We start from the raw sequence: 13,838 nt of genomic DNA, 5'->3' as shown, positions 1-13,838 counted from the left end.
ACGAGGAGCTCTACCGTGACTGACACCGTCTCCGGTCCGTTGACCGCCGACTCCATTGCGGGGGCGGCCTATATCGTCGCGGCCCTGTTGTTTATCCTCAGCCTCGCCGGGCTGAGCAAGCACGAGAAAGCCCGAGCAGGGGTCATCTACGGCATCACCGGCATGGTCATCGCCCTCGCCGCCACGATCTGGCTCACTCTGCAGGGCGCCTGGGGTGCCGGCGCCGGCCTGACCGGCCTGGTCCTGCTCGTGGCGGCGGTAGTGGTCGGGGGTGCGATCGGGCTCTGGCGCGCCCGGGTGGTCGAAATGACAGGCATGCCCGAGCTGATTGCCCTGCTGCACAGCTTCGTGGGTCTCGCCGCCGTGCTCGTGGGGTGGAACGGACACCTCGAAGCTCCCTCGTTGTCTTCGGAGCTGATGGCGATCCACCACGCTGAGGTGTTCATCGGCGTGTTCATCGGCGCGGTGACCTTCACCGGCTCGATCGTGGCGTTCCTTAAACTCTCGGCACGGATGAAGTCCTCACCCCTGATGCTGCCGGGCAAGAACGGGATCAACCTCGGGGCGCTGGCCGCGTTCATTGCCCTGACCGTCTGGTACGTCAACGACTCCCAGCTTTGGCTCCTGGTCGTCGTCACCGTCCTGGCCCTGGGTCTGGGCTGGCACCTGGTGGCCTCTATCGGCGGCGGCGACATGCCCGTGGTGGTGTCCATGCTCAACAGCTACTCCGGTTGGGCCGCCGCCGCGGCGGGCTTCCTGCTCAACAACGAGCTGCTCATCATCACCGGTGCCCTGGTGGGTTCCTCCGGCGCGTACCTGTCGTACATCATGTGCAAGGCCATGAACCGGTCCTTTATCTCCGTGATCGCCGGCGGCTTCGGCATCGCCGCCCCCGCCAGCAAAGGGGACACGGATCAGGGCGAGCACCGCGAAATCACCGCCGAAGCCACCGCGGAAATGCTGACCAATGCCTCGTCCGTTGTGATCACCCCCGGCTACGGCATGGCCGTCGCGCAGGCCCAGTACCCCGTCGCTGAACTGGCCCACCAGCTCCGTGAGAAGGGTGTGAACGTCCGGTTCGGCATCCACCCGGTCGCAGGGCGCCTTCCCGGGCACATGAACGTCCTCCTCGCCGAAGCCAAAGTCCCGTACGACATTGTCCTGGAAATGGACGAAATCAACGACGACCTCGGCGACACCTCAGTGGTCCTGGTCATCGGCGCGAACGACACCGTCAACCCCGCCGCCGCCGAAGACCCCGGCAGCCCCATCGCGGGCATGCCAGTCCTCAAAGTCTGGGAAGCCGAAAACGTCATCGTCTTCAAACGCTCCATGGCCGCCGGCTACGCAGGCGTCCAAAACCCCCTGTTCTACCGCGACAACTCACAAATGCTCTTTGGCGACGCCAAACAACGCGTCGAAGACATCCTCCGCGCCTTCTAACCGAGACCACCCGACGGAACCGGAACGCTAAAACCACTCAATCCTCCTGGTCGGCAATCAGCCAGCCCCAACGTCTGCTAAGAGGTAAGGCAATGCCCAGACGAACAGATTCTCCGGACAGCCGGGACCAAGACGAGAACCGAATCGACGCAGAAAACCAGATCATACTCCCAGAAAAGACACCACGTAGCAGACTGAGCCTCCACATCGATGACATCTGTTCATCTCCGTGGGTCGGACTCCATTACCGGCACGAGTTTCTCCTCCACCACCGGCACGAGTTGTTGTAGGGGCCATCTGGAGAGGGAATGTCTCTAGCTCCTTTAACGGCGAGGATAAGCGTGCTGGCTGCGGAGGTCTTGGGGTCGTCGATCATGACCCGGTATACAACGTCGGATAGTCGGCGTTGAGGATCGCAGTGCTTCCATGCCGCCGTCCCGCCTGCTTACGGCGGGCTAGGAGTTCCCGCGCGCCGGGCGTGCATGGGTCAGCGCGATCCGGTGCAGCGCCGCGTTCAGCTGTCTATTCCCGGTTCGGGAGAGTCGGTGCCGGGCCTTGTTCGAAGACCACGCTGGCAGCGGGGCAGTGCCGTTATGGCGTGCGCATGCGTCCTCGAGCGGAACCGCGTAACGCCGGCGGTGTCTCCCAGGATCTTCGCCGCCGTCCAGGACCCACAAGACGATCCCCAGCAGTGCCGGAGCGATGACTGGGATCCGGCAGCTGATGTTGGGCAGGTCCGGTGCTTGATCGCCCAGACGAAGAAGGTTCAGATGGCGTGCCTGGTGGTCGGGCCGTCGGCCAGCCATGCTTCGACGTCGCCCTGGAGACAGCGGCGACGGTCCGTTCGTGGTGAGCCGTAGCCAAGTCAGGAATTTGATGGCTTCGGTGATTTCTTGCTTGGCGCTGTGCACGTGCCCCCGGTAGGTTTCCCGTCTGTGGAGAGGGTCCGGATGCCGAAGGCGGTGCCAGCGGTCGAAGGACTCACAGGTCGTCGAATGTCTGGGTCTTCGATGTCGTTCATCTTGCTGGTGAGCCGCCGCTGAAAGAGAGCGAGGTAGTAACCGCGGTCTGGGAGTAGCTTGTGGCGGAGAGCAGGCTGGGGATGTGTTCAACCTCGGGCTGTTTGGATCCCTGTCCAGTGCCGTGTGGTTGAGGGGATCTCGCCGGCAGCCAGCCGCGCTAGCAGATCGCGGACCCCGTCCTTGCGCAACCAGGCCAGGATGCTTTCGGGGCGTTGGGCTCCACAGAGGGCCGTAAGGAGTTTCACCGCTACCGTTTCAGAACTGGCGGCTGCTTCATTCACGCGCAGCAGCACGGTTAGGTCGTCCCGAAGTGAGCAGCCGGGCAGGTGTCCTGGCCGTAGTGTTAAGTTTCCGTGCCGCAGCAGGTGCAGTGGTAGCCCTGCATGATGCCCGCTCATTCAAGCGGACCGGTTCGTTGCCGTGGGCGCTGGGAGTTGCCGAGGAGGGGTCGGGCAACCGATTCCTGCCCAAAGCGGATCGGTAGGCGAACAACAGTCCATGCTGACCAAGCGCTTCCAGAGTTTCAGCCGAAGACCACAACGTCCGGATGACATCGTGGGCCGGTCATGGTCACCGACTGCCCCGGGCAATTGGAGTAACGAAACTACTGCTGAGCCAGTTTGTTTACCCATCTGAAAGGCAAAGAATCTGGTGCGACCAAGATGTCGAGCGCCCGAGTCAATTAACTAGCGTGACCGCTATCGCGCAACGTGTGGCGCATTGTCCTGCTGCGCGTCGAACTGTTGGACCTGGCCGTATTTGAGGGTGAACCGGTAAGGGCCCATGAACAGTAGGCAGACGATGCTTATAGCGATCATCCCCAGGAGGGGAATCAGAGCTGCCGCAGAGGTACCGAAGGCCTGATGAAGCTGACCGAGGATGAAGATCCGGACAGCAGATCCCTGGGCGTATCGGAAATAGATGAATCCAAGAACCCGTCCATACGAGTGCTGGGGGAAGTAGCGACTGGCCATGTAGGCGGCGACATCACCTTCAGCACCGAGCCCTAGCCCGATCAGGACGGCACTCACCATGAGCGTGCCGACATTGATGGAAGTGATCATGAGAAAAGCGCCCACCCCAGCAACGCGAAGATGACGATACCCACAGCCGGGGCGTACAAGCGGTCAAGAAAGTAACCAACAAGCAGGCGGGCACCAATGGAGGACAAGCTCAACGTAGACAGGATGGTGACGGCCGTTGCCTGGTCAATCCCCTTATCTGTGGACATGGCCACAACCTGTGACAGGAGCCCGAACGCGGAAGACGACACCAAGAGAATGGCGATGGAAAGCAACCAGAATTGGCTGTATTTGCGGGCGATCACTCAGAGGCTTTCAGCAGCGGTCCGGCCTTCCTGCCGTGCCTTCACTCGCTCTGCGTCGTGCGCGGCAGGCATTCGCGTAACGAACGCGTAGACGGAACCAGGAATGATGACACACAGCAACCCGATGATGATGAAGGACAGGCGCCATCCACCAATGCTGAGGAGGGAGTTGGCCAGAAACGGCATGACGAATCCACAGGTGCCCAAGCCCGCCATCAGGATTCCCAGTGCAATTCCCCGCTTGTCCGAGAACCAGGCGCTGAGGACTCCAGCGTGGACGACTGGATTCGCCGATCCTGAAGCGAATCCGATCAGGGCACAGATGAGGTAGAAAGCGACTTCCGTGTCTTGTAGTGTGCCGAGCGCGAGGATGCCGAGTCCGAAGATCAGGGCCATAAGAGCGGCCGGAATCCTAGGGCCCCATCTATCCGTCAGGAAACCTAGGATGATGACGCTGATTCCGGCCAGGCCAATCTGGATCGACAGTCCATTGGAAAGGATGCTCCTCTCCCAGCCGAGTTCTTTGACCATGGCCGCGCCGAGAACGTTGAACAGTACGTTCACTGTGGTGGTGCCGAAGACAAGCGTTATAAACCGGTGGCGACGTAGAGCCATCGGCTGCGTGAGGAGTTTTGAAGGCCAGGGCCAGGATGTGCTGGAAACTTCATCGTTTCTTCTTGAAAAATATGCGGTCGGCAGTCTTGGGGTTAGTAAGCGTCGTTGTTTCCCAGCAACCGCGCCGGATTTTTCACCATCATGGTGTCGATCTGCTCATTCGTGAGGCCGTTGGCTTGGAAGGCCGGAATGATGGTGTCGGAGATGTGGGTTGGAACCCATTCAGCAGGCAAATCCTCCCATGTGGGGGGGAAGAGTTCCCACCAGTCGGCGTAGACGACAGAGTCGTGCGCCAGAAGAATTTGATCGGCGTAGCCTTCACGGCAGAGTTCGACCACTGTCTTGACCTTGGCGTCAATGCCGGGCTGGCCCGGGCGGTAATAACCGAAGCGGTCGGCCCCGATGAAGGCCCCGGTGTCAAGGATTCGCCGCAGGTAGTCGAAATCGCTGCTATCGCCTGAATGGCCGATAACCACGCGCTGCGGATCGACCCCCTCCGAACGGAAAATCTCCAACTGGGCCAGGCCGGTCTCATAAGCTGCGTTTGTGTGCGTGGTGATCGGCACTCCCGTCTCGCGGTGTGCCCGGGCTGCTGAACGAAGAATGCGCTCGATGTTGGGCGTGGCGCCCTCGGCGTCAGTGGTGACCTTTATAATGCCGGCTTTGGCCCCGGTGCCCTGAATTCCTTCGGTAATGTCCTGAAGGAACATCTCGAGGATGACATCCTTGCGCGGAACGCCCCCGGCGGTGCGCTCCGGCCTGAATTTGTAGAAAAACGGTAGCTTGTCGTGCGTGTAGAGCCCCGTTGCAGCCACGATGTTGATCGGCACCTGCCTGTTGACCTCGATAAGGGCGGGGAGGTCACGGCCGTGGTCGATGGTCGTGCAGTCGATGATGGTCCCGATGCCGCGACGGGCCACTTCTGCAAGTTTCTCTGCAGCGTATCTGATCGCGTCTTCTCTAGTCCCCTGCCAGCTGAGGGCGGGGAAATCCCGTTGAATCTCAGGAGTCACGCTGAAGACATGCTCATGGGCGAGAGTCGCTCCGAGCTTGTCGGGGCTGACCGGGCCTAGGACCGTCTGGACGTCTCCCATGGTGTATGTGCCTTTCTGTGGGTGGCCGGAAATCCGGTATGCAGATGCAAGCTCGCGCTAAAGAAGCGGCATGCAACGATTAGCCGACTAAATGTGTGCGGGTATGTTTGAAGGCAGCGAGTCTCTAGTATCTCTACTGTTGTGCCCATCACACATAAGCATTCTCCGCAATGACAACGACTGTTGTCAACCATGCGGACAAAGATGCTGCGCGCAGGGCGGAAGCGGGGGGTACTCCGTCAAAGATGAGAGGATCGTATTGTGACGACCCAACAGACGGTAGGTTCAAATTGGCGGGGCAAGACGGCCGGGGAGCGCCAAGCTGCCCGAAGGGTACTCCTGCTGGAGGCGGCACTAAACCTGCTTGGCGCCAACGGCGTCAGCTCCTTGGGTGTCAGGGCCATCTGTCGGGAGGCAGGCCTTACCGAACGCTATTTTTACGAGAGTTTCAAGTCCCTCGACGAGCTGGTGGGGGAAACCTATGATGCGGTAATCGATGGTGCCTACCAGGCCATGCAGGCAGCCATGGTGGAGGCCGGGTCGGGTTATCAGGCTGCCGAGGCCGCAATCCGCTCATTTACCGACTACCTCACCAGCGACCCCAGACGGGCCCGGGTCTTCCTTATGGAAACTGAGGTGGCGGGCACTCTCGCGTCCCAACTGCGGCGGAAGCTCGACCGTAACCGGGGTCTCTTTATCAGCCTGCTGAAGGGCCTCAGCGACGAGCCCATAGATGCCCTCGGCCTGGAGCTGAACGCCAGGGCCCTGATGGGGTCTCAGACAAGGCTCTTCCTGGCATGGATCTCCGGCTCCCTGGATATCTCCAGGGAGCGATTCATCCAACATACCCTCGAGGTCTTTAAGGCTGTCGCCGCCGTCCGTTCCTAAGACGCCCCTCGCCCCCAGCGTCACCCAGTTTTTGTGCTGCCTGCCTACTTTCCTAAGAGTCGTTGGCTAACCGCCGCCTTAGGAATGTGCACGCACTATTGACAATGGCCGTTGTCAATGCTGAGATTACTTGCAAATATGATCTGCATCTCACACCGAGTGATCTGACTCCGATTCCGGATCACCAGGAAGGCCTCTGCTATGAACCCATTTCTTGACAGGCTAAGTGCCAGCCCCGCGTTCGGTGGCTGGATCATGCTGGAATCCGCCCTTGGCGCCGAGCACATGGGCCGGTCCGGCTACGACTTCCTCGTAGTGGACTCCCAGCACGGGGAGGTGTCCTCCTCAAGAATGCTGCAGCTGTTCCAGGCTGCCGGCGCTGCCGGCACTCCCGTCATCTCGCGGGTTATCTCGCCGGAACCGTATCTGATCATGAGGTCTCTGGACATGGGGGCGGACGGAGTGATTGTGCCAATGATCAGCACCATGCAGCAGACTGCAGAGGCCGCGGCGGCCTGCCGCTACGCCCCGGATGGGACGAGGTCCTACGGCCCGGTCCGGCCCGGCGCCGGTGGTGTGGAACAAGCAAATAGGCGCGTGATGTTCATGCCGATGATCGAGACTCTGGAGGCTCTGGATAACCTCGAGGAGATCACGGCAGTTGACGGTGTCGACGCCCTCTTCATAGGGCCGTTTGACCTCGGCCTTCTAATGGGTATTTCTCCCGGGGAAGTGCCACGCGATTCGCAGGTTCTAGCGGCGGTTGAGCGGATCGTTGCCGTAGCAAGCAAGCGAAATATTCCAGTGGGCTCGGTCGCCGCCGGTGAGGAGCATGCCCGGGCCTTGCTCGAGCGGGGAGTCAGCTTTCTGAGTCTCGGTTCAGACTCCACTTTCGTCCAGCAGGGGGCAACAGCGCGCCTTGCATTGGCGGGCCGGCTCCGCTCTCAGCAGTCCGCACTCATGGAAGGACAGGTCGCGTGAACTCGAAGCGGCAAGTACTCATCCCCACGACATCGAACAGCCCTGCGGCGGATCAGCTTTTCACTAACGCGGGGTTTGAGCTGAATTACGGGCTGACGGCAGCCCAAGCCGTCCAAATTCAAGAAGCCCCCGACCGGGATAGCCAGATAGCGGCGGCAATCGAGGCTGCCTTTGGCAGGCATCTGGAAACGGCTTCCGCCCTTCAGGCATTGGGTATCGGCGGCCATATTCCGGTGACGGCCGCAGTCCTGGACCGGGCGCCCAACCTCGAGGTCGTCTATATCGGCGCGGCAGGATTCGACCTGATCGATGTTCCGGCAGCAACCCAGCGGGGCATTCTCGTGGTCAACGCTCCCGGTGGTAACGCAACCGGGGTGGCTGAACATGCGATCGGCCTCATGCTGTCGCTGAGCCATAAGATAGCTGTGGCGGATCGCCAGGCCCACCTGACAGGACAGTGGTCATCCCGTCAGGAACTGAAAGCTGCACACCCACCGCTGAGCGTGCTCGGGGGAAAAACCCTTGGGCTCATAGGATGCGGGCACATCGGCCGCGAAGTAGCACGCCTCGCCCAAGCCTTCGGGATGCGCGTGCGAGCATACGACCCGTTCATGGATGAGTCCGTCGCTGCGGAACTCGGTATTGCCCGCTCGGTAACCCTTGACGCTCTGCTGGGCAGCTCCGACCACATTTCACTGCACACACCACTAAATGACGAGACAAAGAATCTCATCGGCCCGAAGCAGCTGGAACTGATGCTGCCCCACGCGTGCCTCATCAATACCGCACGCGGCGGAACAGTCGACGCCGATGCCCTTGCCGTTGCCGTGGCAGAGGGGCAAATCGGCGGAGCCGGACTCGACGTGACAGAACCCGAGCCGTTGCCGGATGGCCATCCACTGTTCAGCTTGCCCAATGTCATCCTCACCCCGCATATCGGGGGCGCGTCCCCGGAAATGCTCGAGCAATCCGCAGTGACTGCCGCGACTCTCGCCGTCCAGATATTGCAGGGAACGCCTCCTGGCAGTGTTGTAAACCCGGAAGCGCTCGAAGCATATTTCATCAACCGGAGCACAAAGGTCTCGGCCGGAGCTGTCTAGGACCTGCCTTCACCGCGTGTTCGAACCGCCACTCCATGCCAGATAAGAGGTCAGCCATGACTGCAACAACCGAAACCGAATTCGAGTTTGATCCCTTCGATGCAAGCGTCATCGAGAACCCTCTGCCGTACTACCAGACACTCCGCGACAAGCATCCTGTTCACTACATGCCCAAGTACGACACATGGGTCGTCTCCAGGTTTGAGGACGTCTACGACGTCCTCGCGGATCCTGACGGCAACTTTATCAGCACCGAAGGAACCGTTGTCGGACTTGAGGTCCTGACCGCCCACAACCCCCCCGGAACCGTAAAACAGCCCCAGCTGGAGCCTCTGGACAAGTTTCCCCGCCTGAACGACCCGCTATATAGCTCTATCCGCCAGGCCGTGGGTAACCAGCTTCGGCCTCGTGCGGCCCTGCGTCTTGAACCGTTCATCCGGGAACAGGCGCGGCAGCTGCTCGACGAGTTGGTTCCAAAAGGTGGATTTGACCTCACCATCGATTACGGCGGCCAGGTCGCTGCCCGCACCATGTGCCTGATCCTCGGCCTGCCCCTCAGCGACGCTTCCGAGCTGCTGGATGCCGTGAATTCCTATACAAAAAAGGATCCGGTAACAGGTGCGTTCAAGCCCGAAGGCATGGAACGCATTAATCGTCTGGCGTTGAAGACCGTTTTGACCCGGCGTGCGGCCGGTGCCGATGGTGCCGTTCCCGGGGTGGATTCCCTGATCAACTACGACTACAACGGCCGCTTTCTCTCTGACGAAGAAATCGCCAGCCAGCTGGTCATCATGCTCATCGGCGGAAGCGAAACTGTTCCCAAAGTCGTTGCCCATGGGCTCCTGGAGCTGCAGCGCCATCCCGAGCAGCGGCTCGCAGTCGGAAATGACCCGGAGAATCTGAAAACTGCTTTCGAAGAGATGCTCCGGTACTGTGCCCCGGCACAGTGGTTCCTTCGGACGGCAGCCAAACCCGTGACCATCGGCGGCCACAGAATTCAGGTGGGCCAGCGTGTCATGCCGCTAAACATGTCGGCCAACCTGGACGAGCGCGAATTCGACAACGCGTCTGAGTTCATCTGGGACCGGAATGCCAGTCGCCATATCGCTTTCGGGCAGGGCATGAAATTCTGCATCGGCTCCCACGTAGCCCGGCTGGAAGGACGCGTCCTGCTGGAGGAATTCATCACGCGCTGCCCTGACTACATCATCGACGAGGAATCTGCAGTGCGCCCCCCGTCGAGTTTTCAGTGGGGCTATTCACACCTGACCGTGCGCGTCTAGCAATAACTCCGGCCGGCAACCGGCCGGAACTCCCGCTTGTAGAAAGGAAAATCACATGGAAATTCACGTTAATTGGGGGATGTGCGAAGGCAACGGAGTGTGCGCCATTGAAGCGCCCGCCGTGTTCGACCTGGACGATGACGACAACCTCATCGTGCTCGACGAAACCCCGCCGGAATCCCAAAGGAAACCCCTGGAAGCAGCTATCCGGGCATGCCCCAAACGGGCGCTCAAGATCGTCTAACTAGGTCGCCTCCGCAGTTTTGGGGCACCGCAGGCATGCACAAGATAGGTAAAGCAGAAAATGGCAATGGAAAATATTGTTGTTGTGGGAGCATCACTCGCTGGCCTGAGCGCCGTGCGGGAGCTCAGGGCGGAAGGGTTTTCCGGGAGTATCACCGTCATCGGCGACGAGCAAATCAGGCCCTATGACCGTCCTCCCCTGTCCAAGCAGATCATCACCGGTAAGTTGACGGCCAGCGAGATCTCTCTTGAGTCACCAGACGAAGAGCTCTCGGCTGAGTGGAGGCTTGGTGTAACCGCAACGGCATTAGACCTTGCAGGCAAAAGGGTTGCACTGGACTCAGGCGAGTCTTTGACCTTCGATGGTCTCGTAATTGCAACCGGTGCCCGTCCACGGCAAATGCCCGGTTCCAAGCTGCGCGGGGTGTTTACGCTTCGGACGCTGGCTGAAGCAGAGGAACTCCGTCATACACTGACGGAGGGTACCCCGAGGGTCGTCATCGTAGGCGGCGGATTTATCGGCGCAGAACTCGCCGCATCCTGCCGGTCGCTGGGCCTTGAGGTAAGCGTAATTGAGGCGGGGCCCACCCCCATGGGCGCCGTTCTTGGTGACGTGATCGGCTCAGGCCTCGCTGCCCTGCACCGCAACAACGGCGTCAACTTGCTCCTAGGCTTGGGTGTGGAGGAGCTGATCGGTGAAACCGAAGTCCGTGGTATTCGTATGCTCGACGGCTCCACGATTGAAGCTGACATAGTCGTCCTGGCCATCGGAGTGGTGCCCTCAACAGATTGGCTCGTAGGGTCAGGGCTGAAAATGGACAACGGTGTTGTCTGTGACGCTTCCTGTCTTGCCGCCCCCGACGTGGTCGCAGCCGGAGACGTCGCCAGATGGCCGAATCAGCTCTCGGGAGAATTTCGGCGAGTGGAGCACTGGGACAACGCCATCCGGCAAGGCGAGCACGCAGCCCGGCGCCTGCTCGCCGGGAGTGACGACGAGAAGATTTTGGCCTATGAACCAGTCCCGTGGGTGTGGTCGGACCAATACGACCGAAAGTTCCAAATCGTGGGATCACCAGCTGGTCACGACGAAGTCCGACTGGTTCAGGGCACAGAACACGATGAGCGCTTCATAGCGCTGTACCGCAAGGACCGCCACGTCAGCGCCGTCTTCGGATCAAACCAGACGCGGAAGGTGCTGGCCTACCGCAAGCGGATACAGGATCGCTTGTTGTGGGCAGACGCTTTAGCCGAGTTGGATCAAGCCCCGCAGCCGGCGTCGGTATGACTACTGTCCGCGCAAAAGACCTGGCGAAAGAAGCTGAAATGACGTTGGCAGGAAAAACCGTTGTGGTGACGGGAGGCGCATCTGGAATCGGTGCCGCCGTTGCCCGACTACTCGCCAGAGACGGGGCTGCGGTCGTCATTGGAGACTTGTCATCGGACGGTGCATCCGTCGTGGAGTCCTTCGCCCAGGACGGTGCAGTTGTGGATTTCATTCGCACTGACGTTACAGACGAGCAATCGGTCGCCCGGTTGATGGATGACACCATGGAAAAGTTCGGAAGACTGGACGTGCTGGTCGCCAACGCAGGAGTCCCGGAACAGAAGGGGCCAGTACACGAACTGGATCTCACCACTTGGCAGCGCGTCCTCGACATAAACCTGACAGGCGTCGTCCTCTGCAACAAGCACGCCGTTGCAAAAATGCTTCAAAGCGGCGGTGGTTCGATCATCAACATGGCGTCGATTCTGGCGCACGTCGGGCAGGCCAATAGCACTGCCTACTCCGCTGCCAAAGCCGCGGTCGTTAACTTCACACGGTCTGCAGCGCTGACCTACGCCCAACAAAACATCCGCTTCAACTGCGTCTCGCCGGGATACGTCAGTACTCCGCTGCTTGCTGAGCTACCGGCAACAACTCGGGCCCAGATGCTGGGAAAAATGCCCATTGGCCGGCTCCTCCAACCAGATGAAATTGCGGAGGTTGTCCGGTTTCTCGCCAGTGACCGTTCGTCCAGTCTCACAGGCTCTGTCATAAACGCAGACGGCGGATACACCGCCGCGTAGGTCCAGAAGGGCAACGCCCGGGTCGGTGCTGCCGGCAGCCCTTCGCCCTGCATCAAAAAATCTCAACGAGGAGCTAACGTGCAAAATTTTGAAATCGAAACATCAAGGGGCTACGACGCTGTGGTAGTCGGAGCCGGCCTAGCGGGAATATACGCGCTCTACAAACTGCGCCAGCAAGGACTAAAAGTCAAAGTTTTGGAGGCAGGAAGCGGAATAGGCGGAACCTGGTTCCATAACCGCTATCCAGGGGCGCGTTGTGACATCGAGTCCCTGGACTACTCGTACTCCTTCGATAATGACCTGCAGCAGGAGTGGAAGTGGACCGAACGGTACGCATCCCAGCCCGAGATCCTGCGGTACGTAAACCATGTAGCAGACCGGTTTGAATTGCGTGAGCACATCCAACTGGATACAAAGGTTGTCTCCGCCGTCTTCGCAGAGGACGACAATGCCTGGACCCTTACGACGGATTCAGGCCAGGTTTATCAGGCGAAGTATGCGGTAATGGCTACCGGGGTGCTCTCGGTTCCCCAGGTGCCGTCAACCACCGGGCTGGAAGACTTCACGGGGGAGTGGTACCACTCCGGCGACTGGCCCAACGATGGGGTAGACGTGCGTGGCAAGAGGGTGGGCGTCATAGGAACCGGGTCCTCCGGCACCCAGATGATTCCACTTCTTGCGGAACAAGCAGATGAGTTGATTGTTTTTCAGCGGACCGCTAACTTCTGCATGCCAGCCCAGAACCGTCCGATGGATCCGGATGTCGAACAGGAATGGAAAGCGACCTACCCAGAGCGTCGGCAGTTCGCGCGCCAGTCCGGTTTCGGTCACAACCAGGTGGCCAATCCAAAGTCCGGCAAGGACGTCACAGCCGAAGAGCGCCAAGCCGAATTTGAGAACCGGTGGCAACTGGGCGGGCTGTACATGATGAGGGCATTCAAGGACATCCTGACTGATAAGGATGTGAACAACGAGGCCTCGGAGTACGTACGCAGCAAAATCCGCAGCATCGTTGCCGATCCCAAAACAGCAGAAGAACTTTCACCTCGCGAGATGCCCCTCGGCACCAAGCGACTCTGCTCAGGCACTGGCTACTACGAAACATTCAACAGGGAGAACGTCACCCTGGTGGACGTGAAGGAATCCCCAATTGAACGCGTCATACCGACGGGAGTGCGAACCTCCACCGCCGATTATGACCTCGATGTGTTGTGCTTTGCCACTGGTTTTGACGCGATGACCGGGGCACTCAACCGGCTTAACCCGGTAGGCCGCGACGGACGCGAGCTGAGGGATTACTGGGCGGCAGGACCCCGCACTTACCTCGGCCTGACGGTCAATGGGTTCCCGAACATGTTCATCATTGCTGGCCCGGGCAGCCCGTCAGTCTTCAGCAACATGGTCACCTCAATCGAGCAGCATGTGGAATGGATCGCAGACGCTATCGAGTATCTCGAATCGAACGGGCTGACCAGCATCGAAGCAGACTTCGAAGCAGAGGCAGGCTGGATCGAACACGTCAACGAAGTCGCAAACGGAACTCTCTATAGGGACTTCAAGGCCACATGGTTCTACGGGGCAAACGTTCCTGGGAAGCCCGTTGTGTTCATGCCATATCTTGGCGGCGTTGGTAACTACTGGAACCGAATTACCCGCATAGCCCAGGAAGGCTACGAAGGATTCCTGCTCGGAGGGCGCCGTCCAGCGGAGTCAATCTCGAACTCCTCATCGGCAGGAATCTAACTGCTGTCGACTCCGCCAGAAACTTAGAGAGA

General features: G+C 59.9%; 13 protein-coding genes and 1 pseudogene. 9 read left to right on the top strand and 5 right to left on the bottom strand.

Features of this window, described 5'->3' with window-relative positions:
- Positions 1-39 precede the first annotated feature (39 nt).
- A complete protein-coding gene (gene pntB / locus B5520_RS16935; protein ID WP_079598265.1) occupies positions 40-1,443 on the top strand; it encodes a Re/Si-specific NAD(P)(+) transhydrogenase subunit beta in 1,404 nt (467 codons plus the stop codon).
- Positions 1,444-1,925: 482 nt separating this feature from the next.
- On the opposite strand, the pseudogene B5520_RS23075 reads toward pntB, so the two are convergent.
- The 5 genes and pseudogenes from B5520_RS23075 to B5520_RS16920 all read right to left on the bottom strand — a co-directional run.
- A pseudogene (locus tag B5520_RS23075) lies at positions 1,926-2,024 on the bottom strand (transposase); the annotation flags it as partial.
- 1,139 nt (positions 2,025-3,163) lie between these two features.
- Positions 3,164-3,529, bottom strand: coding sequence for a hypothetical protein (locus B5520_RS22940; protein WP_217700335.1), 366 nt, complete (start codon positions 3,527-3,529; stop codon positions 3,164-3,166).
- Positions 3,526-3,792, bottom strand: coding sequence for a hypothetical protein (locus B5520_RS22935; protein WP_217700334.1), 267 nt, complete (start codon positions 3,790-3,792; stop codon positions 3,526-3,528). The genes B5520_RS22940 and B5520_RS22935 overlap by 4 nt, the downstream gene beginning before the upstream one ends.
- Positions 3,793-4,407, bottom strand: a complete 615-nt coding sequence (locus B5520_RS22930) for an MFS transporter (RefSeq protein ID WP_217700333.1) — start codon at positions 4,405-4,407, stop codon at positions 3,793-3,795.
- A 92-nt stretch (positions 4,408-4,499) separates the two neighbouring features.
- Positions 4,500-5,501 (bottom strand): phosphotriesterase family protein, encoded by a 1,002-nt coding sequence (locus tag B5520_RS16920; protein WP_079598245.1) that lies wholly within the window; start codon positions 5,499-5,501, stop codon positions 4,500-4,502.
- A gap of 261 nt (positions 5,502-5,762) precedes the next feature.
- On the opposite strand from B5520_RS16920, the gene B5520_RS16915 reads away from it, so the two are divergent.
- From B5520_RS16915 to B5520_RS16880, 8 genes are all read left to right on the top strand, one after another.
- Positions 5,763-6,389, top strand: coding sequence for a TetR/AcrR family transcriptional regulator (locus B5520_RS16915; protein ID WP_176156900.1), 627 nt, complete (start codon positions 5,763-5,765; stop codon positions 6,387-6,389).
- A gap of 201 nt (positions 6,390-6,590) precedes the next feature.
- Positions 6,591-7,370 (top strand): HpcH/HpaI aldolase family protein, encoded by a 780-nt coding sequence (locus tag B5520_RS16910; protein ID WP_079598243.1) that lies wholly within the window; start codon positions 6,591-6,593, stop codon positions 7,368-7,370.
- A complete protein-coding gene (locus B5520_RS16905; RefSeq protein WP_176156899.1) occupies positions 7,367-8,470 on the top strand; it encodes an NAD(P)-dependent oxidoreductase in 1,104 nt (367 codons plus the stop codon). Before B5520_RS16910 ends, B5520_RS16905 begins: the two co-directional genes overlap by 4 nt.
- A gap of 56 nt (positions 8,471-8,526) precedes the next feature.
- Positions 8,527-9,753 (top strand): cytochrome P450, encoded by a 1,227-nt coding sequence (locus B5520_RS16900; RefSeq protein ID WP_176156898.1) that lies wholly within the window; start codon positions 8,527-8,529, stop codon positions 9,751-9,753.
- Positions 9,754-9,808: 55 nt separating this feature from the next.
- Positions 9,809-9,997, top strand: a complete 189-nt coding sequence (locus B5520_RS16895; protein ID WP_079598240.1) for a ferredoxin — start codon at positions 9,809-9,811, stop codon at positions 9,995-9,997.
- A gap of 66 nt (positions 9,998-10,063) precedes the next feature.
- On the top strand, positions 10,064-11,281 hold the full coding sequence (locus tag B5520_RS16890; protein WP_176156897.1) for an NAD(P)/FAD-dependent oxidoreductase: 1,218 nt from the start codon (positions 10,064-10,066) through the stop codon (positions 11,279-11,281).
- The gene (locus tag B5520_RS16885; RefSeq protein ID WP_217700332.1) at positions 11,278-12,063 is read left to right on the top strand and encodes an SDR family NAD(P)-dependent oxidoreductase; all 786 of its coding nucleotides are present in this window, start codon (positions 11,278-11,280) and stop codon (positions 12,061-12,063) included. Before B5520_RS16890 ends, B5520_RS16885 begins: the two co-directional genes overlap by 4 nt.
- Before the next feature lie 78 nt (positions 12,064-12,141).
- A complete protein-coding gene (locus B5520_RS16880) occupies positions 12,142-13,806 on the top strand; it encodes a flavin-containing monooxygenase (protein ID WP_254865610.1) in 1,665 nt (554 codons plus the stop codon).
- The last annotated feature ends 32 nt before the right edge of the window (positions 13,807-13,838 follow it).

The sequence above is a fragment of the Arthrobacter sp. P2b genome (assembly GCF_900168295.1).
Classification (GTDB): Bacteria; Actinomycetota; Actinomycetes; order Actinomycetales; family Micrococcaceae; genus Arthrobacter.
Note: the sequence above shows the minus strand (reverse complement) of the source record. Positions and strands in the feature narration are given on the sequence as shown.